The following is a 24,162-nucleotide window of genomic DNA, read 5'->3' on the forward strand; positions in this document are numbered from 1 at the left end:
TGAAATTCCATATCTAATAGCTGCGAGTTTTTTAGCAGTCTAGCCGTCTAATTATACATGCTTTTCTAGATCACGTAACCATGAAACATCTTACAGTATGATTAAATTCACTCTTTTCTAGGTAGATCAACTTGCTGGAGTTTTTCGTTTTTAATGGTGCGATGTAGAAGTTGGCTATAGATAGGTTGGCCACCAAGCATCTGGGCGACGATGGTAGCGCCAACCGCTGTGATGATCAAAGGTAATATCAAGTGATAGTTATTGGTCATTTCGATAACCAACAAAATTCCTGTGATTGGCGCACGCACAGTGGCAGCAAATAGCGCTCCCATTCCTGCGATAGCGAACACTCCAGGCTCTATGGGAAGCTCTGGGAAAAGGGTATGTGCGACTAGGCCAAAAGCGTAACCAAAGGAAGTACCAAGCGCCAACATTGGCGCAAATATACCGCCAGGCGCACCCGAGCCAAAACAGATAAGCGTTGTCAGAACCCGTCCGATGAAGAGAAGTATCAAGACTTGAGCGCTGAAACTCCCATTGGTTATTTCGGGGATTAAACCTATACCTCCGCCAGTAAGTTCTGGTACATACAGCAGCAATAAGCCAAACGTACCGCCGATCATTGAACCTGTGAAAAGGAAACGCTTTAGGTCGTTTTTATGAATACGGACAAACAAGTCCTGAAATACCGTCACTAGGCGATTAAACACAACCCCAAATCCACCAAACAAAGCCCCAAGTAACAGGAATAGCCATAGTATTTGCAGGTCAGGCGAGTTGTATTGCGGCATGGTAATGACCGCGTGCTGTCCATTGATGGCGCGAAAAACGATCGTTGCCGTCACAGCGGAGATCAGCACAGCTTTGATAGAGATAAGGGAGTAGCGAAAATGTGGGCGCATCTCCTCAACAACAAACATAATGCCCGCTAGAGGGGCATTGAACGCAGCGGCAAGACCTCCCGCGGCACCAGAGGCCAGAAGGGTATGGCGACTATCATCGTTTTTCACCCGGAATATATCTGTCACCATACGGGCAATATTACCACCCATTTGAACGGTAGGGCCTTCACGTCCCAATACCATGCCTGAGCCGAGTGCGCCAAGACCACCAAAGAACTTTACTGGCAGGACTCGCCACCAACGAACAGGGCGCATATTATCCATCGCGCCTTCGATCTCTGGAATACCTGACCCCGCTGCTTCTGGGGCAAACTTGTGGACCAGAAAATAACCGACGAACGCGAGTAGGGCGCTAATCAGAAAAGCAAGTAGCCAGAGTGGAAGGACGGAGCCTATTTCGTCTTTTAGCCAATCCGTTCGAGTCTCAGTAACGAAATGAACACCTAGCTCAAAAAGAGTCCCGACGAGCCCAGCAAATACGCCGACCACACATGACAGAAGAAGAACCGAAATCGGGGTTTTGTCTCTAGAGAGAAATTGATTGATCGTTTCTTTTGGCACGTGGGCAAGTAACGACTGTTTAATTTTCTCTCTTTTGGTCATTGTAGTAAGAACCTTTTTGGCTTAACTGATGGGTACTTAAGGTAAAATTATACGACTTCACAAAGTTGGCAACAGTGGCAAGAATGAAAAGTAGTATTTCACTATTCGCTGATACACCGAAAACGACTCGCCTAACTGAGGTTATGCATAGACCGTGTGCTTTGCTGTCCAATTTCGAACCACCGTTCAACATATGTGATGTCAGGCACACTTCAAAACTTGTAATTTATCGTTTCTGTACCATAGTTAGAGTGTAGGGTTCATATTCGACTTACATGGAGGATTCAAATCCCTACCTACAATTTGGATGTGCAACATACACATACTACTGCCTCGTATATTATCTCAGCCGATCGATTTGGTTCAGAGATTCGCAAACTCACGATTGAGTCACGAGGGATCAAGGCGCGCGCAAAGTGCGCCTTTTGTCGTATGCGATAAAGTAAATACCTGAACACTTCTTGTTGTCCTCTCTATCACTCTAGAATCATTGAATAATTTGCGGTTATACTTTCCTTAACAGCAAACACAGAGTAAGACTATGACTAACCAAGTCCCAACCAACATAATCACCGGCTTTTTAGGTGTCGGTAAGACCACAACTATACTCAATCTACTGAAAGACAAAACCGAGAATGAAAACTGGGCAGTTTTGGTCAATGAGTTTGGTGAGGTTGGTATTGACGGCGCAATGATGGCAGATGGTGGCGCCATGATTAAGGAAGTGCCAGGTGGCTGCATGTGCTGCACAGCGGGCGTTCCTATGTCTGTTGGCATCAATGCACTATTAAGACAAAAGCCAGATCGCCTGATCATCGAGCCAACAGGTTTGGGACATCCTAAGCAGGTTATTAAAACGCTGACGTCTGACCAATATGATAAGTATATTGATTTACGAGCCACTATTGCGTTGGTTGACCCGCGTAACCTGTCAGACGAGCGACATCTAGAGAATAAAAATTTCAATGACCAACTTGCCTCGGCGGAAGTCATTATTGGCAACAAAGTTGATCAGTGCACAGCAGAAGATATTGATGTCTTTAATGATTGGCTGACCGATCAAGAGCCAGCAAAAATCTTCCACAAACTGGTTAAAAATGGTGAGCTTCCCCTTGAAGTACTTGATATAGAACGACGCGAAGTGGCGCAAGAGGCCGCTAAACATGGTCATCATCACGACGATCATGACCATAGCGACCTTGAACCAGTATTTGAGTTGCCACCAGAAAAACCGTATATACGTCGTGAAAACCAGGGACAAGGCTATTTTAGCTGTGGATGGATCATCGGTGAAGAACACAGGTTTGATTTCGACCAGCTATTCTCGCTGTTTAGCGATCTAAATGCTGAGCGCGTGAAGGCGGTGGTCAATACAGACAAGGGCTGCTTTGCATTCAATGTGGCTAACCGCGTGGTTTCCGTCAATCAAATGTCACTGGAGGGTTATGAATCTCGAATTGAGGTTATCGACTCGCAACTGATGCCGTGGCAAGACCTAGAATCGATACTTTTAAAGCTATGCGGCTTGAATGAGGCGTAGCGATATTTGTCAAAGAAAAGAGAGGCAAAGCGCTAATGCCGTTCACTTAAGGTGAGCGGCATTGTTTTTTCTAGGGTATCGGCATGGTTTTTTCTTCACTACTCTAGGGAAGGATCTTTCCCGTCTTGGCTCTAATATTAAACTCTCGCTTATTGAGTAAAAGTTCTGGAGTTGCCTAGGTATTGCTCCTGGTGACGAATATGGAAGGCCTACTAGTAAGCGCATAATATGGGCTAATGCACCGTTGAAGCTTAGTTGGTATGGCAGGTAATCTCCATTCAACGTGTGACACATTTGAACCATTTGATACCTGACCAAGTTATACGTTAGCAAGATCCCCATAGCTCCTGCTTCACTAATTCTGGAAGTCGACTTCTTAGTGTAAGTCGGTTGCCAAGCATATATTGTTTTTGTTCTCTGTATCCGAGCTCAATTTCCCAGCGGTATCCATAAAGACCAACTATGTCTGACTTTGGGTAAAGCATCGGGTCGGTCATTGAGGTAAGAACATCATATGACTTGCCATTCTTGACCTTCGTGATTAGACGGACAACAACTTCTCGTTCTAGCGTTGGCCATTTCTTGCGAGCTTGCGGATTACTCTTCAGTTTAATGAGTTTATCTTGTCGACCAAGGGACTGAACGACTTCGTAATTTAATCCCTTTTTCATTGGGATGAGCCAATGTCGATTTACACCTTTAGCGCTCCACTCTTGAAGTAACCCAAGAGAGTAAAAGCCTTTATCGAAAAGGGTTAGACTGTTATCGGGAGTCGTTTCTATTAGTTGCTCGGCCAGCGTCATTTCATTCACGGTATAACAGCCGAAAGCGCTGCCTGTTATTAGATGACTGCTTAGTTCCATCTGGCACACCATACGTAGCTGAGGGTACTGTGTTTCTTTACCATCACGATTGGTAGGCTTTGCAAAAGCCTCGGCGTTATCATTAGTATCTTCTGTTCGCCACAAAACCCCATCAACACCAAGCAGTGTGAGTCCGTTCCAGTTGGGTAGTCTTGCATGCTCAAACCAATGCCTTTGCGTACACTTAAATAGGGCTTTAGCCGCGGATTCACCGAGATTTTTTCTACGCTGTGTCAATGCACTCGGGGCAACAAACGGTTTACCTGAACGGTCGACAATATCAAGCATATTGGCGATATCAGCCATAGATTTGTCGTTATAAATAGCCATTCCGACCAAAAGCCATGCCATCGATTCCAAAGTCAGTTTTCGCTTTCTAAGAGTGACTGTGTCTGTCAGCTCATAGGCATCTTTGATTAGCTCAATCGGTAGGAGGTCTGCGAGAGTTTCGACTTGATTCGGTTTGTAGTTATTTATGATATCGAGGGCTTGAGAAACGTGCATAAAAAAATCCGATAAACAGGGTCTATCGGATTTTTACACACTGGAGGGATCATTCAATTGATCTGCCGATTAATGTTTAACTGATCGGCATTAGAGGCAAAGCGCCTCTCTTTTTTTGTATAAATCTAAGCCAAATCAAATAACTCACCTTGCTCAGTGATGATTCTACGCTATTGTTATTATTGAAATAACAATAACTTGCAACAAAGCAAAGGAATGTCAGATGGGCGTAGTGGTTCGAGTGTTTAGTGTGGTTGTGATACTGCTCGCAAGCGTCACGGCACGTGGCGGTGATGGCAAGATGTCGACCTCAAACAATTTGAAAGCGAGTTTTGTGGGTAGTGAAGCTTGTGTTGAGTGTCACCAAAAAGAAGTTGAGCAATGGAAGGGCTCAGACCATGAGCGAGCGATGGACCACGCAACAGAGCAAAGTGTCTTAGGCGATTTCGATAACGCTGTATTTGAGTTTAAAGGCAAAGACAACCGATTCTTTAAAAAGGACGACCAATTTTGGGTCAATATCCAAGGTCCTGATGGTCAATTTCATGACTACCAAATCCAGTACACCTTCGGTCATTATCCCCTTCAACAGTACATGGTCGAGTTTGATGATGGTCGCGTACAGTTAATCCCCTTTACTTGGGATTCTAGGGCTAAAGCGCAGGGTGGGCAGCGTTGGTATCACCTCTATCCAGAAACAACGACCAATGATGAGTTTTATTGGACCAACACTGGTCAAAACTGGAACTTCATGTGTGCCGATTGTCACTCAACGAATCTTGAAAAAAAATACGACAAAGCGACGAACCGCTATGACACAACGTGGTCAGAAATCACCGTAGGTTGTGAAGCGTGCCATGGACCAGGCAGCTTGCATGTTACTCTCTCAAAGCAGGAAAATCCGACCAGCTTTTCTCAAGATAATCATTATGGTTTTAATCGCGATTTAACCAAAGCGGTCTCGGAATGGATTTATCAAGAGGGCTATTCGACACTACAACCAAAGTCCATCAAAGAGACACAACAGGTTAAGGTTTGTGCTCAATGCCACAGTCGCCGTGTTCAGTTGTCAGAGCAGTATGATCACGTTCAAGGGGATCTATTTGATAGGTATCTAGTCTCCAATTTAACGCCAGAACTTTATCACTCAGATGGTCAGATCTACGATGAAGTGTATGTCTTTGGCTCATTTGAACAATCAAAGATGGCCCAAAAGGGTGTGACTTGTACCAATTGTCACGATCCCCATTCCGCAAAGCTCAAAATACCAGAAGAAGCTGTTTGTGCTCAGTGCCATGTTGCCTCTGAATACACGCCAGAAAAGCATACATTCCACCAAGCAGGAACAGAGGCGAATAAATGTACAACCTGTCATATGCCAGAGACGACGTACATGGAAGTCGATCCGAGAAGAGATCACAGCTGGCACATACCTAGACCAGATATGAGTAAACACATCGGCACGCCGAATGTTTGTACTGCCTGTCATGAGGACAAAGATGCTGACTGGGCGAGCGAAACTTTGGCTCAGTGGTTCCCTAAATCCAACTACCAAAATACTCAACACTATGGTGTAGCTTTCTATGCTGCGGATATTGGTCACCCAGCGGCTGCAGACGCGCTCTCTTACATTGCGCAAGATGTGAACCAACCATCCATTGTACGAGCGTCAGCGTTGCAACGAATGGCTGGTTTTCAAGGGCAAAACAGTTTGATCGCGTTAGGACGGGCCGTGAAAAACCAGCAACCCATGATTCGAATTGGTGCGATACAAGGCAGCGCGCCATATCCGGCTCTACAGCGCTGGCAGATTATTTCTCCGCTCCTTGAAGATGAAGTGCTCGCCGTTCGAGCGGAAGCCGCAGGTGCTCTAGCTCAATATTGGCGAGAGTTAAACCCACTCCAAAAAGACCAACTAAAAGCCCCTTTGAAAGAGTACATAGAAATTCAGGAGTACAACTCAGACCGAGGGTTTGGAAGAACCAATCTTGGCAATATCTACGCGGCACAGGGTAAAAGCCAACAAGCAATTGCAGAATACCAAGGGGCCATCGAAATAGAGCCTTATTTTGAAAATAGCTACATCAATCTTGCCGATCACTACCGAGGACTTGGCGATGAGAAGTTGGCAGACCAAACACTCAAGCTAGGTATGAAAAATCAGCCAAACTCGGCAGCCATTCATTACAGTGCCGCGCTTTCAAAACTAAGACAGGGTGATAAAGCGACTGCCAGCCAGTTACTGGCAGAAGCTACCGAGCTAGAGGCAAGTAATCCTCAATATTGGTTCGTATATGGTTTGTCTATGGAAACTGCCAATTTGAATGTCGCGCTTAACGCCGTAGACAAAGCCTATCAATTGAGCCGAAACCCAGAGCATTTATTCTCGAAGTGCGACTTGATGCTCAAGTACAAACACCAAGGCGCGCCTCAATGTCTGAGCCAACTGTCCAAAGTTGCACCACCAGAAGTTATACAGCAGCTAAAATCACGCTATTAGGGGCCGTATAGCATTATCTCTATAACCAAAAGTTATAGAGTGGCTAGGTAAAATTAAGCACTACATTGAGGTCCATTCATTTAACGAAGACGAGCAATCAAAAGGTGTGAACCAATGAATCAAGCACAAACAGAACTTAACCGCCTGATTACAGAAGTAGGTAAATCGGTTATCGGTCAACAATATGTGGTCACAGCGCTGGTGGTTGGCTTGATTACCAATGGTCACATCTTGCTTGAGGGTTTGCCGGGCACGGCGAAAACACGCTCTATTAAATCATTGGCCGATCGCCTGAATACAAGCTTTGGGCGTATTCAGTTCACGCCAGACTTATTACCGTCCGATGTGACTGGTACTGAAATTTACCAAGATATGGATGGTAAGCCTCAGCTTCACTTCCAAGCTGGCCCAATCTTCAACAGCATTGTTTTGGCGGATGAGATCAACCGTGCACCAGCGAAAGTTCAGGCCGCCTTGTTGGAAGCAATGGCAGAAGGGACGGTGACGGTAGGGGGAGACAGCCATAAATTGCCAGAGCTTTTTATGGTTCTCGCGACACAAAACCCAATCGAGCAAGAGGGTACCTATCCGTTACCTGAGGCGCAGATGGACCGCTTCATCATGAAGGTGACGGTAGATTATCCAGAGGACGAGGCAGAACGAGACATCATTCGCTTAGTGCGAAATGAAGAACGTTCAATATTGGTTGCTGCGGATTCTGAAACTACCACCTCCAATGACATTATCACTATCTCAACAGATTCGGTTTTTGCCGCAAGAAAAGAAATGCCAGAGATTGAGGTATCGGACATCGTCGAGAATTATATCGTCAGTCTCGTGATGGCGACAAGACAGCCGCAGCGCTACCCAGAATCGTCACTGTCAGATTGGATTCTCGTTGGATCTTCCCCGCGTGCGTCTATCGCTTTAGATAAATGCAGCCGCGCTTATGCTTGGTTACAGGGTCGAAACTATGTCGAGCCTGATGACGTTAGAGCGGTAGCGAACATGGTGCTCGGACACCGAATTGCACTGTCATACAACGCGTTGGCAGAACAAGTGACCCAGCAAGATGTTGTAAACCACCTTCTTGATGTTGTTGCGATAGGCTAAGCCGCCAGAGGTACTACTATGGCTTCTAAAAACGCTAACAACCAAGATTGTCGAATTCATACCTCTTATGAGCGCTTGGTTAAGCTGCAATCACAAGTGCAAGCTTTCTCATTATTACCGCATCTCGTGGCGCAATCTCGCATGTCAGGTAGACACGGCTCGCCGTTTCGTGGACGTGGGCTTAACTTTGAAGAGCTTCGCCATTACCAGCTCGGTGATGATATTCGAAATCTAGATTGGAAGGTCACGATGCGCACTGGCAAACCGCACGTGCGCACTTATACCGAAGAGAAAGACCGAAACTTTATCATTTGTGTTGACCAGCGGAGTGGCATGTATTTCTCTTCTATCGATACCATGAAGTCCGTGGTTGCTTCTGAGATCGCAGCTCTGTCAGCGTGGCGCATTTTGAAAGACAATGATCGAGTTGGTTTTATCATTAGCCACACAACACAGGTTGAATACTTAAAGCCTCAACGCTCGCAAAACCATCTTTTGCATGCCTTAAAACGGCTCAATGAAGCGAATAATGCGCTTGATATCTCCAGTGAAGACAGTAACGCATCTAGTTTGTCAGCCACCATTCGTATGCTTGGTAATCTCGGGCTTAAGAACGCCACTGTCTTGTTCATTAGTGATTGGTCTGGGGCGTCTGAATTCGATCTCGATAGATTGAAGTACCTACAGCAGCACAACGACATCTTAAGCGTAGTCATTTCCGATCCGCTTGAAGCGGCGTTACCAGCAGACATTCTCGACTCAGCTTCTTTGGTATTTGGAGATGGCAAATATCAGCTAAGCGTGACTGAAAAAACGAAATTAGATAAAGCCAACCTTGGGCTCCGGGAGCAATCTCACCAACGTCTTGAGAGACTTGGTCAGCTAATGGCGATGAAGCGACTTCCTGTTATCGAGCTATCAACTGATGGTAAACATATCGATGCGTTTAAGCGTGCTGTGGGAGGAGTGTCTTCATGAGTCAAACAGCGCCTAGTTCCTATATTCTTCGCAATATGTCAGAGGTCCCAAATCCAGATGTTATCTCGTGGCTTCCACAAACCATAGGATGGCAAGTGCTGGCATTATTCATCGTTCTATTTGCTATCTACAAGTTCGCCATAGCCTACTGTGACCATCAGATGCAGAGTTATCGGAGAGAAGCGAAACGAGTACTTGAACAACATCGACAGTCCGAGAATGTTTCGATGGTTTGTTATGACGTGCTAAAAAGTATCCACCACTACCTATATTCAAATCAGCCTCAACAGTTTAATAAGGTTTGGTTGGAGTATTTGAGTCAACAGTCTTTAGATCAAAATAGCAACCTAGCTACTGAGCTGGGAGATAAGTGGCTACAGTCTCTCATCTCCAAATCGGTGGTGTTAACGAATGCGGAAACTCAGCATATACATAGCGCGGTATCGCTTTGGATTGATTCTCATAAAACGCCCTCTTGGCTAAGAGAATACTGGTCGCTTAAAAATACAGCTCAGCGAAAATTGAGTGGTGTTCGTCGATCGTTGATTCAATTCAAGGGGGAGTCATCATGAACTGGGAAAGCCTCTCTCTAACTTACCCAATATGGCTATTGCTCTTACCCCTACCGATTCTGGTTTACCGCTTAGTCCCAGCTTATAAAACCAAACAGAGTGCGATTAAGGTGCCGTTTTTTAGAAGCCTCTTAGACATTCTTGGTGAAGAGCCCGAGCAGGGGGCGAGTCAGCTGAATCCGTCTTGGTGGCAGCGTGCAATCCTTGTTGCTTCTTGGGTTTTGTTGGTTGTCGCAATGACTAAGCCCACCGTGCTTGGCGAACCACAGACGCGCGAGAAACTCGGACGAGATGTGATGGTCGCTGTCGATCTGTCGGGCTCAATGGCAGAGATGGATTTTCTATCTCCAGATGGTCAAGCGATATCAAGATTGGATGCAGTCAAAGGTGTACTTAAAGACTTTGTCGCTACGCGAGATGGTGACCGTCTTGGTTTGATTTTGTTTGGCGATGCCGCTTACTTACAAACGCCATTTACTGCCGACCACGATGTTTGGCTGGCATTGCTCGATCAAACCGAAGTCGCGATGGCAGGACAAAGTACTCACTTAGGTGATGCTATTGGCCTGGCAATCAAGGTGTTTGAACAATCGCAAGGGGAAGCGGAGCGAGAGAAAGTGGTGATTGTTCTCACTGATGGCAACGACACAGGGAGCTTTGTTGAGCCGAAAGATGCCGCGACCGTTGCCGCTGCGAAACAAGTGAGGATCCATGTGATAGCAATGGGCGATCCAGAAACCGTAGGCGAGCAAGCGTTAGATATGGAAACAATTCAAAACATCGCTAGCTCATCGGGCGGCGAAGCGTTTCAAGCGATGGACCAAGAAGCATTGCAAAGTGCTTATCAAGCTATTGGGGAGTTGGAGCCAAAGTTATACGAAAGCACACAATACCTACCTAAACAAACGGTGCATCATTACTTAATTATGATTGTCGTCGTTCTTTATCTTATCGCGTTTACCACCGCTACGATTCGTCGTTCCATGTTTAACTCTGAGCCAGTGGATTTAGCCAGAAAGCAAGATGTTGCCTCTATCGAAACGGAGGGCAAATCATGAGCAGTTTAGCGATTGAGCAGTTCTTCTCTCAGTTTCATTTTATGCGTCCTTATTGGCTGTTGGCGTTTATCCCACTTGTGGTACTGCTGTTGCTTCGTTGGCGTAGAGAGTCAAAATCTGCATGGAAAACCATCATCCCAGAGCATTTACAAAAGGCATTGATCATTGGCGAGCAGGGCTGGAAAAGCCAACTTCCCCTTAAACTACTCAGTGCGATTCTTAGTGTTGCTATAGTTATCTGTGCGGGACCAACCTGGGAGCGCGAACCGTCACCATTTGGAGAAGACCAAGGGGCGCTCGCTATTGTGCTGGATGTCAGTACTTCTATGGAGCAAACGGATTTGCCGCCGTCGCGCTTAGAGCGTGCCAAATACAAGATCCGAGACCTTCTAGAAGCTAGAAAAGGTGGCAAAACGTCACTTATTGTCTTCGGTGGAAGTGCACACACAGCGATGCCGATGACAGAGGACAATCAAGTGTTCTTGCCATTTCTCAATGCGATAACGCCTGAGGTGATTCCGGTACAAGGTAAGAGTGTCCAATCGGCAATTCCTGAGTTGCAATCTCAGTTAAAAGGCTTTCCGTCTGCATCTATTTTGATTGTCTCTGATGGCGTTTCTCAAGAAGGTATTCAGCAGTATCAAGAGGCATTTAAAGATACTAACCAACTGATCATGGTATTGGGTGTGGGCAACGATGCTATCCAAAGTAGTTCAGCGACTGATTGGGGGAGCTTGAAAAAGCTGGCTAGCGATACAGATGGTCGTTATTACGTGCTCACAACTGATGATAGTGACATCAACAAAATCGCATCGGATGTCGAGCGACATATGCAAATCTCAGGGGAGTCGGCTATGCCGTGGAGAGACATGGGATACTACCTCATCTTTCCTGTGATGATTCTTGCGCTGCTTTGGTTTAGAAAAGGATGGCTGGTTCAGTGGGTGCTATTAGCATCGTTAATCAGTCCTAATTTGATAATAAGCCAAGCTCAGGCCGAAACTGTTTCTGTGGTGGCAAAAACTGAGCAGATCACAGAACCCAAATCGAATGTTGAAGAGTTTTGGGACAGCGCGAAACAGATTTGGATGAATCTATGGCTAACCCCTGAACAGCAGGGACAATGGTACTTCAATCAAGGCGAGTTCATTAAAGCGGCGAACCATTATCAAGAGCCGATGAACAAAGGTATCGCCTTTTATTATGGGCGTGATTTTGTTTTAGCCCAATCTCAGTTTGTTCAGGTGCAAGGCGATGAACGAGCGATCCTCTATCTTGGCAACACGTTAGCGAGGCAACGTGAATATCTTGCTGCAAGAAACCTTTATAAAGATCTTATGGAAAAAACCAACGACGAAGATATTGCCAATGTTGCCAAGCAAAACTACCAAGCCATGAGTGAGCTGGTGGATGAAATTAATCGTGTAAGTGAGAGCCAATCAGGTACCACTGATGGACCTGAAGAATCTATGGAGCTGGGGGATAATCCTCGAACCGCTGATGGCGCGGATGAAGAAACAGCGTCACAGCTAATGCTAAAAGAAACGCTTAATGCTAACGAAATATTGGGCAGTCAAGAACTGGCGGATAAATGGCTGAGGAAAGTGGAAGCCGATCCAAAGAATTTTTTGAGGAATAAATTCCAAATCCAGCTTCGTGAACAAGGGAGTCAACAATGAAAACCATTAACTTCCGACGAGCGATTAATTTCCGACGTAACTCCCTAAAAGCAATAGCTAAGCTGGGACTGATTCTCTTCGCCACTCTGGTATCTTTGTCGATGCCCGCACACGCGGACATGACGATAAACCAGTTGCAGCGTGAAGGCGGTGTCGAAATAAAATCTTGGCTAAGTAAAGGTGATAGCGCAGCAGAGCCTGCCGCTATTCGAGAACAGGTGATTCTCTATATTGAGGTGGCAACGCCAAGGTGGTTTACAGGCGGTACTCGTATCTCTGGATTTGGGATGCCCGATCTGATTGTAAAACAGCGGAATCAACTAGCGACCAACTACACCGAGCGTAAAAATGGGCAGACATGGTCTCGGCAGCGTTGGGAGATAACGCTCTATCCTCAACAAAGTGGTGAATATCGACTACCGAAAGTCCCTGTGGGCGTTCAGGTTTCAGCTCAGGACGGCTCGACCGTCTCCGGCACTCTGTATACCGAACCGATGTCGCTGTTTACCTACCTGCCGGATGCGTCGTTCACTCAAGATGAACCCTGGTTCTCTGCTCAAGATGTCAAAGTTAATGAGTCTTGGGAGGCATCCTCGGAGGATTTAAAAGCGGGCGATAGTTTAGTAAGAACCTTGAATATCGAAGCCGCCGATACCTTATCGATACTTTTGCCGCCTCTGAGCGAGCCGAGTGTAGAAGGAGTAAAAGGTTATCCCAAACCAAGTGTGTTGAACGATAGCCAGACCCGTGGTGTATACAAATCGAAACGTACCGACGAGGTGACGTATATTCTCACGACAGGCGGTGAAGTGACGTTCCCTGAGCAGGAGATTCGCTGGTGGGATGTGGAGTCGCAATCGGTCAAGTCTGTCACTTTAGCTGCGAAAAAAGTGCAGGTCGCTCACACTTGGCGCTCGCTGATCAATACGTATAAAACTGAACTCGTTATACTTTTTGTAGTAATGCTCGCCTTAATTACAATGTTCAAGCTAATGTATCGCTTCTACAAAACGCACCCAACACCACAGTGGTGGCAATTGGCGAAAGCGCTACGACACGGAGAGTGGGCGTTAGTGAGGGCTTTGATCTACAAAAAAGGTCGTGAAGTTAGCGGAGAAGTTGAACTCAAAAAGATCCATGACGAACCTTCATGGCAGCAAGCGAGTCACAGCATACAAAATGAAACACCAGACGCCGCGTTGAGTCGCAGAATGTGGAAAAGACTTAAGGCAAAAAAGCGCAGCGAACGTTCATCTGTACTCAAGGGTTTAGATAAGTGGCGTTAGAGTACTTGAGCCGAGCTGGTGAAAACAAAAAGGTTAGAATGAAAAACACCGAACTTAATCTTATTCCAGTCTTCGTTGCTATCTACGAAGAGCAAAGTTTATCCAGTGCGGCAACACGGCTTGGTATTAGCCAGCCAGCAGTGAGCAAAGCACTCAAGCGTCTTCGAGAAATCTATGACGATTCTCTATTCCACCGCAACGCTAGTGGCGTAGAGCCAACAACCTTTGCTAACGATATCTATCCAGCATTGGCAACGTCGCTTAAAAACTTCAATTCGACACTGGAAGCGTCGCGCGATTTTAATCCTAAGACCTCGACCAAGACATTCTCTATCGCCTCTGTGTCTGCTGCGAACTATGCAGTATTACCTGAGCTATTGGTAAGGTTTGCTAAGATAGCCCCCAAGGTATCACTTGAAGTGCATCCGTTGTTCACCGAAGACCATGAGTCCGACCTGCGTTTACAGCGCTATGATTTGGTCATTGATAGAACGCGCACTGATGTCACTACGTTGAAGACCAAAGAGATCTTCAAAGAAACGCTTTATGTTGTCGCATCGAACGACCATCCAAGGCTGACGGGTGAGACCATCACTACCGAAGAGTATTTAGCCGAGCAACACGTCGTAATGTCTCGTTGGCATACTCGTCAAAGCTTCTTTAGCGAGAAAGACTTCCCTGAATTTGGTAAGCGTAAGATCGTGTATCGTGCACCAGGCGAAGTGGATATGTTGCCAGCTATTAGCCAGACCGAGGCCATTGGTCTGGTCACGCACTCTACGTTTACCAAGTTCTCCCAAGGACTCAACGTAAAGGCGCTGCCAATGCCATTTGGCGCTTCAGTGCACGGACTAAGTATGGTTTGGCACCCAAGCCGAAATTCGGATACGGCACATCAATGGTTAAGAACTCAAATTGCTAAGGTTGCCAGTACGCTCAATAAATGACATTAAAGGATGAAGGCTTATGATCAAATGGGGTGTGATAGGGCCGGGTAGAATAGCCCACAATTTTGCTAAAGGGATCAGTGTTACCGAAGACGCTGTTATCCAAGCCGTAGCAAGCAGAAATCAGCAGCGAGCCCAACAGTTTGCAGATGAATATCAGATAGCGACCGTTTACGGAGATTATCAAGCGTTAACACAAGATCCCGATATCGATATTATCTACATCGCGACGCCTCACGCCTTTCACTATGAACAAGCCTTGATGTGCTTGAATGCAGGCAAACCAGTCATGTGCGAAAAAGCACTCACAATGACTGCCAAGCAGTCTGAGCATCTGCGTGAGGTCTCTATCGAGAAAGGCCTATTTATCATTGAAGCCTTTTGGTCTAAGTTCCTTCCAGTTTGGGATCAAATCCAAATCTGGAAGCAGCGAATAGGGCCAATAAAACTCGTCCAATCAAACTTCTGCTTTAAAGCTGAGCGTAACTACAGTGACCGCCTCTTTGACCCCGTGCAGGGAGGAGGTGCACTGCATGACATTGGTATCTACAACATCGCATTATCAAATTATGTCTTCGAGCAACTGCCTCTAAACTGGCAAATCACAGGTGAAGTAGGGGAAACGAGGGTCGAAGAAAGTGTCTCGGCGATTCTTGAATATGAAAATAGCGTTAGTGCCACGTTTACGTGCAGTTTCAATATCAATACCCCAAACACCATGGTCATATTTGGCGAACAGGGACGAATCGAAGTCGCAGAACCTTTTTTTGGTGCAGAGAAAGCAACGCTGGTTACTGACAGGGACTCCGAAATATTCGACGCACCGCACTTGGGTGCCGGTTTTGAGTATCAAATTGCGGAGGCGATGGAGTGTCTAAGACAAAACAAAATCCAGAGTGATAAGCATCCAATGAAAGCGACGATTGATACTTTACGTATCATCGAAGAAATGCGTAATAAGCTCAATGTTGAGTAAAAGTTCACCATTCATTGGCAAACACAAACTAAGCTATTCTTAACTCATTCCTTAAGAAATATGAGAGCCAGACAATTGATTACCGATAGCCAACTTCGTGCCATGAAACAAAATGACCTGCCAGCGGTTAAATCCATCATCGATGCGAATGAAATGTTTCCCTCTGAATATCTCGATGAAATGACGTCCGAGTATTTCTCTGGTGACTCGCAAGAAGTTTGGACGGTTGCAGACAATGAGAAAGCGGGCATTGTTGCTGTTTCTTTTTGTTCCCCAGAAAGAATGACCGAGGGCACATGGAACCTACTCATGATCGCTGTACAACCTAAGTATCAATGCGTTGGTATCGGTAAAGCTATGATGCAACAGGCTGAGAGTCAGGTTAAAGGTCAAGAGGCGCGCATTTTGTTGGTCGAAACATCGGGGCTTCCAGCGTATGAAAAGACGAGGGAGTTTTATCCCAAGTGCGGATATAAGCAAGTAGCTGTAATACCTGATTACTATGATGAAGGTGATGATAAGGTGGTTTTCTGGAAATCACTTAAGGATTAAATAGAAAAGCGGTATGCATTCTCTCTACTAGTTAGCCTTTTCCGGAGCACAAACCTGCTTAAACCACTTGCTGACAGCCTCAATACAATCTTGTTGAAGAGGTTTAATTATTGCACTCGCTGGGTAAAGTAGTACGTAGCCAAAGTGCCCAGACTGAACCGCAAATTCAACATCTAGTGATACAAACTCGTCCTCTCTAACTCCTAGAAGGTGTTTTGGTAACAAACTAAATCCTTCCGTTTCTAATAGATCTAGCAACATTGACGGGTCGCTTATTGAGCTAATCTTCGACGATATAAGAGTTTGCTGCCCAAATTGACTTTGTTGCAAATCCTCTAATACAAACTGCCGATGAAGTTGAACTTCTGCCAAGGATAAGCCTTTGCTTTTGGCTAGTGGGGAGTTTCTGTGAACGTAATAATCGAAGGCAGGGTAGCCAAGATTGATGAAGCTGACACCAGTTTCGGGATGAACGGCTCCTTGATTAAGTGTTATAGAAAAATCCGCACTGCCATCGATGAGGTGATTCAAAGCTGTATCACGTGAACGAGAGAGCCAGTTAATCGTTGTCATTGGGTGACGTTGTCGAATCTCCCGATCAATTTGCTTAACCGCTGAACTAGGAATGGATGCATCATGACAAATTGAGAGGCTCGTTTGCTCTCCCAAGAATAAGCTATCTGTCGCCGATTCTAACGCGTTCATCTGATAGATAATGAATTTAGATGGACGGACTAAACTTGCTCCTTGCTCTGTCAATTTAGGGAACTTCCCGCTTCGCTCGAACAGATCTATTCCCCAATCAATCTCGAGTTCGGAAACTTGGCGATGCAGAGTAGAACGATCTTTATTTAACGCTCTTGCCGCTTTGCTAAATGAGCCTTGTTCAGCAACCGCCACAAAGGCACTAAGTTGGTCAAATGACGCTCTCGGCATATTAGAATTCTCCATTAGCAAACTAACTTATGTTGTAGATTATACAACATATGTGATTTTCACTGTTGCGATTAACTGTTTAAAGTCATTTCCAGACAATAACGTTAAGTAGGCAAAATGATGAAAACTCTTAAAAGCAAATCTGTGTTAGCCCTAGCCGCAGCCATTTCTATTGGAACAATCAGTGCAACGGCTGAAGCATGCTCTCGCATCCTATGGGAAACGGAAGATCACGGTGTATTTGTTAGTCGCACCATGGATTGGATGGAAGAAAACCAGCCAACTATCGAAGTTCGTCATGCAGGTCAAAGCTACAAAGGTCATAACTCGGAAAATGGTAAAACGTGGACATCTAAATACGCATCTATCGGAATGACGTTATATGGCATTGGTCTTGTAGATGGTTTTAATGAGGCTGGCTTCTCGGCCAATGGTCTGTTCTTAGATGAAGAATCAACTGGCAACATAGAAAGCGGTGCTGACCAGATCTCTAATGCCATATTTGTAGCTTATTTACTCGATAACTACTCGACAGTAGAGGAAGCGCTGCAAAACATTCACGATATAGAGATCCAACGTTTTGAGCACAACGGCCATTCAATGCGTGGGCACTATTCAGTTCAGGATCAAAGCGGCGATTCTGCCGTGCTCGAGTTTCTTGATGGCGGTTGGAAAATCTATCGCGGTAAACAATATGACGTGATGACGAATAGCCCAACATTTAAAGAGCACCTTGCCAACTGGGAACAAGCAAAGCCGACAACGACAGATGTGATTGATGGTGAATACCCAATCCCTGGAAACATCAACTCAGCTCAGCGATTTGTCTGGAACAAGTACATGAAATCGCAGCTAAAAGAGCCGACAAGTTATGTAAATGGCTTAGCAAAACTAGATAGTGTCACCTACAAAATTCCGTTGGATGCGGCAAATCGTCCAGATGCCGAGGGAGTCATGCGTGGGTACGCCACACTCTATTCTATGGGCTATAACCTGGACCAAAAAGTAATGCAGGTTCGCTATCAATATGGCGACGCATACACCCATTTCATGGTTGACTTCGACAAGCTGAACAATGGCAAAAACTACAGCATCAAGGCGGACAGGGCTGACCTATTTGGTGATGTCACAGGCCAAGTTTCAGAACGTATTGGTGTCATGTCTCACTACCTGATCAACTAATCCCATCGAGTTCGGTTTCAAGCCGGATTCATCATTAAGCACCAAGCGATCGCAACGTTCGCATGCCGATGGTGAACAAGCAAACTCTGACATCGGCCTTCTGACAAGCAAGCAAACCTCTAGGAGGCGTTTTCGCCTCCTATTCTGGATATTTCAATGATTAAAAAACTCTTTACTCTTTTAGCAGTCACTCCCTTTATCTCGTTTTACACCTTTGCCGAAGCCAGCGGTGAAGATATTGACCCTTCTGATCTGACTAATGTATACACTCAAGCTGCTGTTATGGTGAGTGGTAATAGCAACATAATGCCTGTTGCTATGGTTTCTGGGGGCTATGACAATGGTCATCAATTCGCGTTTATGGCCGAAGCTAAATTCGGAAACACTGGCGATAACGGTGACAATGAATTTGGACTTGAGTATGGTTCCTCACGATTCCAGTATTTCCAAGTAGCAGATACTGGCGTCAACTTTATGCCAAGGGCTGGTCTTTCCGCAGATTACATCAACATCCGCGCTTCAGGGCTTAAATCTGATCTACTAGCCCTTGGCGGCGTTGGTGCGATCAACCACGAGTACACGCCAGGCTTTATGCTATTTCCAATCGCGAGCTATGTTTATGGCCAATTTGATGTAGGAGGCTTAAAAGATGACGTTGATGGCGTCAATGTATCTCTTGCTGCATCTATTCCATTGGGTAGCAGTGGTGCATTTATGATGATTTGGCCTGAGTACCGAAAGCTAAGCGGTAAAAGTGTAGAAACTGAAAATCTTTCGACAAAACTCATCGTCAACGCGCCGCTGACTGGTGACCGTAAATGGTGGATCAATACTCGGTTGGAGCTTGATCATTCTGACTTGAGTGTTTCAGGTATTGAGCTACAGAATCAGTGGAACTCTGATGTTTATATGGGTATTCGATACTTTTTCTAATCTGCTATTTAGGAAGCCCCATTGCCCTATTTGTATGTAGGGCAATGCAGAACAACTCTTTAAGGTGTTTTATTATGCGTATGATGCATATCTGATATTAAAAGTTATTATTGGAATGAAGGTGATTGGTTGCCTATATTTGAACATGTTTGACGCGCTAAGGACTGTTTCAGCAATAAACTGAATGAGTTAAAGGAGTTAGGTGCGCGTTCAGAATTATCCTTTGCGAGGTTTTACATGTCTAAATTGTTGGTATCAGTACTTGTCTCATCGGTGTCATTCGCGGCTTTCGCCTCACCAGAATATAGCGCCAACGTGCCAGAAGAAATCATTACTCCAGATGGTGTTCAATCTATCTACTTAGGTGAGATGGAATATACGTCTGGTGCACCGTCTCTCGAAACCTACATCAAAGCTCGTGATTTTGTTGATACTGCAACAGCAGTGCGAGTGTTCTTGTCAGGTATTTCTGTGGCATCAATGCAAGGTCTATTTGCAGGACACGAAAGTATCGGTATGAAGCCAAACCAAACGATCGGTATTTCAGAAGGCATGCTCAATGCACGTAGCATTTGGCTAACCCCGAATACGACAACACCTTATGTAACAAGTGAAGTAGACGTCAAAGACGGACCTGTTGTGTTGGAGGTAGGCACTCCTGTACTTGGGTTGCTTGATAATGCAGCATTTAAGTTTGCAGGCAAAGTAGGCGTCACACACCCAATGGATCAGGGTAAGGGTGGTAAGTATTTCATCTACCACAATTCCTATAAAGGAGAAGTGCCTGACGGATACATTCCGATTGAAACGGACGGCTACCAACACTGGTTACTATTGCGCATTGTCGGGCAAAAATCGGATGTTGAAGGAAACATCGCTAAGCTCAAACAAACAATGAAGCTGTATCCTTATGGAAAAAGTAACAAGACTAAGTTTATCAACCTAACAGATCGTCAGTACAACACCGTTCACGCCATGAATGAGAAGTTCTTTGATGAGATCAATACCTTGATTCAGTATGAACCCACTGAGATTTGGGACCAAGAATGGATTGCTTTAGCTCAAGATTTGGGGATCGAAAAAGGAAAAGTGTTTGCACCAGATGATCGAATGAAGTCTGTACTCGCAGAAGCTGCAAAAATTGCTACTGCTGAAGCGCGCGCGACTTACTTTTATCCAGAAGAAAATTTGAAGGTTTACGATGACCGCCATTGGTTCACACCCCTGATCTCGGGTCATGAATTTAAAGATGAGCAGGGTGTCATCTCAGTAGATGAGAGGGCGACATTCCACTTTATGGCGACCGGAATCACTCCTGATATGGTTGCAAATACAGTCGGTAAAGGCTCTGCTTATTTATTGGCGACTCGTGATGCAGATGACAATCTTCTTGATGGCGGAAAACACTACACAGTAACATTACCTAAAGATGTACCGGTTGCTAACTTCTGGTCATTCATGGTGTACGACAATCAAACCCGTTCTATGTTGGAAACCGACCAAAAATCAGCAGGTGTTGATGGTCTAAGTGAGAATATCCGTAAAAATGAGGATGGTTCTGTAACTGTTCACTTCGCACCTGAGGCGCCAAAAGGTTGGGAGGGGAACTGGGTACAAACGATGCCAGGTAAGGGCTACAACGTTATCTTTAGAGCGTATGGTCCTACGGAGGCTTGGTTTGATAAATCTTGGCGACCAAGTGATTTGAAGTTGAAATAACGCTAGTACAGTATTGAACCACCTCAGCAAGCAGTTGTGTTTGACTCATTTAGCATGACTGTTTGCTACTAAGACTCTTCCAGTTAACTCTTTACTGCTGCTTCCTTTACAATCATTCGATCTAGCATGGGGTCGAGCGAGATAATTGGGGCATTTAGGCGTAATGTACTTCATGTAGAGAGTGTTAGCCAAGTTATCGTCTCGACAAAATAATTTCGTGGAAGTTTTCTCAATATCCTCGCCAATTGTGGCTAGAATGGCGCCACTTTTCTATTCGGATAGTCTCCATGAGTCTACTTGAAAACCTTTCTATAATTATGGCGCTGATCTTAATCAGTTGCTTTTTCTCGATGTCAGAAATCTCATTGGCTGCGGCGCGTAAAATTCGTTTGCGCCAACTCGCGGACGATGGCGATCAACGAGCGACTTTAGTGCTTGGGCTACAAACGCACCCAGGTAACTTTTTCACTGTTGTGCAAATTGGTCTAAACGCAGTAGCTATTATGGGCGGCATTGTCGGGGAATCAGCGTTCACCCCTTATATCGCCGCAATGCTTAGCAATTGGATTCCAGCAACATGGGTGGCTCAAACAAGCTTTGTTCTCTCTTTTACCTTGGTTACCAGTCTGTTTATTCTGTTTGCTGACCTTATGCCTAAACGTATCGCCATGGCGATGCCCGAGACCGTCGCTTTGGCGTTGGTAAAGCCTTTAGTGGTTTGCATACTCATCCTTAAACCCATCGTATTTGTGTTTAATGGTTTGGCGACTCTGATTTTTCGTTTGCTACGCGTTCCAGCTGAGCGCGATGATGACATCACAAGTGATGATATTTATGCGGTTATGGATGCAGGCGCGGAAGCGGGCGTACTGGATACCAACGAGCAACAAATGATGGAAAGCGTATTTCAGATGCAATCCATCCCTATTACTTCTGCCATGACGCCGCGTGAAGACATCGCTTTTCTCTCACTTAGTGATGATGAATCGATGCTTAAACGCAAAATAGCTGACAACCCTCATCACAAGTTCTTAGTCTGTGACGGGCAGCTTGATGCGATCAAAGGCTTTGTTAACTCAACCGAGCTGTTGATTCGTCTCATTAATGAACAGACTTTGGATTTGAAAAGCAGCAGTGTGGTTCAAAGCTGCCCGATCATTCCCGATACATTGAGCTTGTCCGAAGCGCTGGAGTATTTTAAATCTAACCGCGTAGATTTCGCAGTGGTATTGAACGAATATGCGCTAGTGCTTGGTGTCGTAACGTTTAATGACTTACAAAGCGCAGCAATGGGTAGTTGGGTGTTAGCAGAAGGTGAGGAGCAGATCGTCGCCCGTGATGAGCATTCTTGGTTAGTCGATGGTGTCACGCCTATTACGGATGTTATGCGCACACTGCAAATTGATGAGCTACCGCATTCGCAAAACTATGAAACCATCGCTGGCTTTATGATGTTTATGTTGAAGAAAATTCCGCGTCGCACTGATTCTGTGGTGTTCTCTGGGTATAAGTTTGAGGTTGTTGATATTGATGATTATAAAGTGGATCAATTGTTAGTGACTCGCGTGGAAGTTATAGATGAGGTTGAGTAACGCAACTCAAAGTTATGCAATCAAAGACGAGTACTGCGTCAAAATTTGTATCGAGTAGGAGCTAGTTACTTAGCTCCCCATTTCTACTGTCACTGTTCTTTTTTACCCTCATCAAATAAATGACCAAAACTTGGTCATTCAATATCCATTCAAATTAGATTATTTGTCTAATCGATCACCAAAATGCAGGCATATTAGGCGGAAATGCAAGTTCAACTGTGTCCATAAAAATTATTTATCTTCACGACAAAGAAAATTTCCTTTTAATTTTTCTGTAAAGAATTACCTTTCGATTCATCAAGTTTTCTCACCCATTGGTAAATTCGAGGTAACTATGACCCCAACTTCAATACGCCAAGGCGCTACGAGATTCTATGACAATCTCAAATACCCTCGTGGCTTTGCTAAATCTGGTGATTTCACTCTAGCTGAAGAAGAAATTTTGACGTTTTATGGAAAGACACTATTGAGTCTAGAAACTGGCGAACTTCAAGCGATAAATGAAGAAGAAAGACGTCTTGTGAAAGTCGCTCACTTTGAAGTAGAACCAGAATCGAAGATAGAAAAAACATGGTTTAAATATATTAACTTAGCTCGCGGTAGAAAGAAGTTTCATACCCTCAATGGGCGCAATAAGCCCGAAGCGTCAGAAGACGACATAGTTGAAACACTTGAGGACGATTAATGAACATTTGCTTTCTAATGTACCCTTGGGAACGAGTATGCCCCGAGACAGATACCACTCTGCGTTTAGTTCACGAGTGCGCGTTGCGCGGCCATACGGTCGCGATTACAACAACGAGTGGTCTGACGATAAGAGATAGTACGGTATTTGGTTTCTGTCAGGTTTTAAAGAAAGGTAAAGTATCCGATAAAATTCCTACTTTTTATCGTAATGCGGACTTTCGCAAAGCTCGCCTACCTATGGCTGGTTTCGACGTCATTTTTATGCGAGCTAACCCTCCGCTAGATAACCTAGCACTAAACTTTCTAGACTCAATAAAGGATGACACGTTAATCATCAATGATCTCGAAGGTCTGCGCCTAGCGAATAACAAGCTTTACACTGCGAGTATGGGTGGCACTGCGAGCGAGTTTATCCCTGCGACACACGTTTCGAAAAACCGCGACTATTTGCAACGCGTATTGGAAGAAAGTACCAGCGAGAAAATGATACTTAAACCGCTCAATGGATATGGTGGTCATGGTGTCATCGTCATAGAAAAAAATGCCCAGCAGAACTTTAGATCTTTGCTCGACTTTTACATTGGTGAAGGTGAGACGAGTAACTACGTGATCCTGCAAGACTACATCGAAGGCGCAGAAGACGGCGACAAACGTATCTTGATGCTAAACGGAGAGCCTATTGGCGCGATGAGGAGAGTACCTGCTTCAGGTGAAATTCGCTCAAATATTCATGCTGGTGGCACAGTAGTGAAACATACGCTTACTAAAGAAGAAAAGCGTCTATGTGCGGCGATCGGTCCCAAGTTGGTTCGCGATGGACTCTACTTCACAGGACTGGATGTGATAGGAAGCAAGCTTGTCGAAGTTAACGTGCTTAGTCCCGGCGGTATTATGCGCATCAATAAGCTAAATCGAGTGCGTTTGCAGAGGCAAGTTATTGATTTTGTTGAAAATATTGTGCATTCCAAAGATCTTCTTCAGCAGAGAAAGAGTGCATTTAGGCTTGCGGTCCAAAACGCGCACCAAATCGAGTCTTAACG

Annotated in this window: 19 protein-coding genes and 1 pseudogene; 17 read left to right on the forward strand and 3 right to left on the reverse strand. The window is 45.1% G+C overall.

Annotated elements, in window-relative coordinates; all coding sequences use genetic code 11:
* Positions 1–107: 107 nt before the first annotated feature.
* Positions 108–1,505, reverse strand: coding sequence for a H(+)/Cl(-) exchange transporter ClcA (clcA, locus tag AC6I8U_RS24135; RefSeq protein ID WP_498018828.1), 1,398 nt, complete (start codon positions 1,503–1,505; stop codon positions 108–110).
* A 541-nt stretch (positions 1,506–2,046) separates the two neighbouring features.
* Here clcA and AC6I8U_RS24140 point away from each other — a divergent pair.
* Complete coding sequence (locus AC6I8U_RS24140; RefSeq protein ID WP_498018829.1) at positions 2,047–3,045, forward strand: CobW family GTP-binding protein; 999 nt, start codon at positions 2,047–2,049, stop codon at positions 3,043–3,045.
* Between the two features lie 42 nt (positions 3,046–3,087).
* On the opposite strand, the pseudogene AC6I8U_RS24145 reads toward AC6I8U_RS24140, so the two are convergent.
* Positions 3,088–4,412, reverse strand: a pseudogene (locus AC6I8U_RS24145) (IS4 family transposase).
* Positions 4,413–4,635: 223 nt separating this feature from the next.
* Here AC6I8U_RS24145 and AC6I8U_RS24150 point away from each other — a divergent pair.
* The 10 genes from AC6I8U_RS24150 to AC6I8U_RS24195 all read left to right on the forward strand — a co-directional run bounded on the left by AC6I8U_RS24150 (position 4,636) and on the right by AC6I8U_RS24195 (position 16,073).
* On the forward strand, positions 4,636–6,912 hold the full coding sequence (locus AC6I8U_RS24150; protein WP_498018830.1) for a tetratricopeptide repeat protein: 2,277 nt from the start codon (positions 4,636–4,638) through the stop codon (positions 6,910–6,912).
* 114 nt (positions 6,913–7,026) lie between these two features.
* Positions 7,027–8,025 carry an AAA family ATPase gene (locus tag AC6I8U_RS24155; RefSeq protein WP_498018831.1) on the forward strand — a complete coding sequence of 333 codons (999 nt, stop codon included), beginning with the start codon at positions 7,027–7,029 and terminating at the stop codon, positions 8,023–8,025.
* An 18-nt stretch (positions 8,026–8,043) separates the two neighbouring features.
* The gene (locus AC6I8U_RS24160) at positions 8,044–9,003 is read left to right on the forward strand and encodes a DUF58 domain-containing protein (RefSeq protein ID WP_498018832.1); all 960 of its coding nucleotides are present in this window, start codon (positions 8,044–8,046) and stop codon (positions 9,001–9,003) included.
* Positions 9,000–9,575: a DUF4381 domain-containing protein gene (locus AC6I8U_RS24165; RefSeq protein WP_498018833.1), complete on the forward strand. Its 576-nt coding sequence runs from the start codon at positions 9,000–9,002 to the stop codon at positions 9,573–9,575. Before AC6I8U_RS24160 ends, AC6I8U_RS24165 begins: the two co-directional genes overlap by 4 nt.
* Positions 9,572–10,633, forward strand: a complete 1,062-nt coding sequence (locus AC6I8U_RS24170; protein WP_498018834.1) for a VWA domain-containing protein — start codon at positions 9,572–9,574, stop codon at positions 10,631–10,633. The genes AC6I8U_RS24165 and AC6I8U_RS24170 overlap by 4 nt, the downstream gene beginning before the upstream one ends.
* Positions 10,630–12,312, forward strand: a complete 1,683-nt coding sequence (locus AC6I8U_RS24175; protein ID WP_498018835.1) for a vWA domain-containing protein — start codon at positions 10,630–10,632, stop codon at positions 12,310–12,312. The genes AC6I8U_RS24170 and AC6I8U_RS24175 overlap by 4 nt, the downstream gene beginning before the upstream one ends.
* A complete protein-coding gene (locus AC6I8U_RS24180; RefSeq protein WP_498018836.1) occupies positions 12,309–13,598 on the forward strand; it encodes a BatD family protein in 1,290 nt (429 codons plus the stop codon). Before AC6I8U_RS24175 ends, AC6I8U_RS24180 begins: the two co-directional genes overlap by 4 nt.
* Positions 13,599–13,636: 38 nt before the next feature.
* Positions 13,637–14,545, forward strand: a complete 909-nt coding sequence (locus tag AC6I8U_RS24185; protein ID WP_252017219.1) for a LysR family transcriptional regulator — start codon at positions 13,637–13,639, stop codon at positions 14,543–14,545.
* A gap of 19 nt (positions 14,546–14,564) precedes the next feature.
* On the forward strand, positions 14,565–15,521 hold the full coding sequence (locus AC6I8U_RS24190; protein ID WP_498018837.1) for a Gfo/Idh/MocA family protein: 957 nt from the start codon (positions 14,565–14,567) through the stop codon (positions 15,519–15,521).
* Between the two features lie 60 nt (positions 15,522–15,581).
* Complete coding sequence (locus AC6I8U_RS24195) at positions 15,582–16,073, forward strand: GNAT family N-acetyltransferase (RefSeq protein WP_498018838.1); 492 nt, start codon at positions 15,582–15,584, stop codon at positions 16,071–16,073.
* Between the two features lie 27 nt (positions 16,074–16,100).
* On the opposite strand, the gene AC6I8U_RS24200 is transcribed toward AC6I8U_RS24195, so the two are convergent.
* Positions 16,101–17,009 (reverse strand): LysR family transcriptional regulator, encoded by a 909-nt coding sequence (locus AC6I8U_RS24200; RefSeq protein ID WP_498018839.1) that lies wholly within the window; start codon positions 17,007–17,009, stop codon positions 16,101–16,103.
* A 120-nt stretch (positions 17,010–17,129) separates the two neighbouring features.
* Here AC6I8U_RS24200 and AC6I8U_RS24205 point away from each other — a divergent pair, with 120 nt between their 5' ends.
* The 6 genes from AC6I8U_RS24205 (at position 17,130) to gshB (ending at position 24,160) form a co-directional block, all read left to right on the forward strand.
* Positions 17,130–18,191 (forward strand): linear amide C-N hydrolase, encoded by a 1,062-nt coding sequence (locus AC6I8U_RS24205; protein WP_498019648.1) that lies wholly within the window; start codon positions 17,130–17,132, stop codon positions 18,189–18,191.
* Positions 18,192–18,347: 156 nt separating this feature from the next.
* On the forward strand, positions 18,348–19,124 hold the full coding sequence (locus AC6I8U_RS24210) for a hypothetical protein (RefSeq protein WP_498018840.1): 777 nt from the start codon (positions 18,348–18,350) through the stop codon (positions 19,122–19,124).
* A 237-nt stretch (positions 19,125–19,361) separates the two neighbouring features.
* Positions 19,362–20,843, forward strand: coding sequence for a DUF1254 domain-containing protein (locus AC6I8U_RS24215; protein WP_498018841.1), 1,482 nt, complete (start codon positions 19,362–19,364; stop codon positions 20,841–20,843).
* A 287-nt stretch (positions 20,844–21,130) separates the two neighbouring features.
* The gene (gene paeA, locus AC6I8U_RS24220; protein WP_498018842.1) at positions 21,131–22,435 is read left to right on the forward strand and encodes a polyamine export protein PaeA; all 1,305 of its coding nucleotides are present in this window, start codon (positions 21,131–21,133) and stop codon (positions 22,433–22,435) included.
* Between the two features lie 334 nt (positions 22,436–22,769).
* The gene (locus tag AC6I8U_RS24225; RefSeq protein ID WP_498018843.1) at positions 22,770–23,120 is read left to right on the forward strand and encodes a MaoP family protein; all 351 of its coding nucleotides are present in this window, start codon (positions 22,770–22,772) and stop codon (positions 23,118–23,120) included.
* Positions 23,120–24,160, forward strand: coding sequence for a glutathione synthase (gshB, locus tag AC6I8U_RS24230; protein WP_394150420.1), 1,041 nt, complete (start codon positions 23,120–23,122; stop codon positions 24,158–24,160). Before AC6I8U_RS24225 ends, gshB begins: the two co-directional genes overlap by 1 nt.
* Positions 24,161–24,162 lie beyond the last annotated feature (2 nt).

The organism is Vibrio sp. KUL80 (genome assembly GCF_059725495.1).

Coding starts and splice junctions, on each gene's coding strand:
- gshB (WP_394150420.1), top strand. CDS start 23,120: ATGAACATTTGCTTTCTAATGTACCCTTGGGAACGAGTATGCCCCGAG.
- AC6I8U_RS24180 (WP_498018836.1), top strand. CDS start 12,309: ATGAAAACCATTAACTTCCGACGAGCGATTAATTTCCGACGTAACTCC.
- clcA (WP_498018828.1), bottom strand. CDS start 1,505: ATGACCAAAAGAGAGAAAATTAAACAGTCGTTACTTGCCCACGTGCCA.
- AC6I8U_RS24200 (WP_498018839.1), bottom strand. CDS start 17,009: ATGCCGAGAGCGTCATTTGACCAACTTAGTGCCTTTGTGGCGGTTGCT.
- paeA (WP_498018842.1), top strand. CDS start 21,131: ATGAGTCTACTTGAAAACCTTTCTATAATTATGGCGCTGATCTTAATC.
- AC6I8U_RS24205 (WP_498019648.1), top strand. CDS start 17,130: ATGAAAACTCTTAAAAGCAAATCTGTGTTAGCCCTAGCCGCAGCCATT.
- AC6I8U_RS24225 (WP_498018843.1), top strand. CDS start 22,770: ATGACCCCAACTTCAATACGCCAAGGCGCTACGAGATTCTATGACAAT.
- AC6I8U_RS24160 (WP_498018832.1), top strand. CDS start 8,044: ATGGCTTCTAAAAACGCTAACAACCAAGATTGTCGAATTCATACCTCT.
- AC6I8U_RS24195 (WP_498018838.1), top strand. CDS start 15,582: ATGAGAGCCAGACAATTGATTACCGATAGCCAACTTCGTGCCATGAAA.
- AC6I8U_RS24155 (WP_498018831.1), top strand. CDS start 7,027: ATGAATCAAGCACAAACAGAACTTAACCGCCTGATTACAGAAGTAGGT.
- AC6I8U_RS24185 (WP_252017219.1), top strand. CDS start 13,637: ATGAAAAACACCGAACTTAATCTTATTCCAGTCTTCGTTGCTATCTAC.
- AC6I8U_RS24215 (WP_498018841.1), top strand. CDS start 19,362: ATGTCTAAATTGTTGGTATCAGTACTTGTCTCATCGGTGTCATTCGCG.
- AC6I8U_RS24175 (WP_498018835.1), top strand. CDS start 10,630: ATGAGCAGTTTAGCGATTGAGCAGTTCTTCTCTCAGTTTCATTTTATG.
- AC6I8U_RS24190 (WP_498018837.1), top strand. CDS start 14,565: ATGATCAAATGGGGTGTGATAGGGCCGGGTAGAATAGCCCACAATTTT.
- AC6I8U_RS24165 (WP_498018833.1), top strand. CDS start 9,000: ATGAGTCAAACAGCGCCTAGTTCCTATATTCTTCGCAATATGTCAGAG.
- AC6I8U_RS24170 (WP_498018834.1), top strand. CDS start 9,572: ATGAACTGGGAAAGCCTCTCTCTAACTTACCCAATATGGCTATTGCTC.
- AC6I8U_RS24150 (WP_498018830.1), top strand. CDS start 4,636: ATGGGCGTAGTGGTTCGAGTGTTTAGTGTGGTTGTGATACTGCTCGCA.
- AC6I8U_RS24210 (WP_498018840.1), top strand. CDS start 18,348: ATGATTAAAAAACTCTTTACTCTTTTAGCAGTCACTCCCTTTATCTCG.
- AC6I8U_RS24140 (WP_498018829.1), top strand. CDS start 2,047: ATGACTAACCAAGTCCCAACCAACATAATCACCGGCTTTTTAGGTGTC.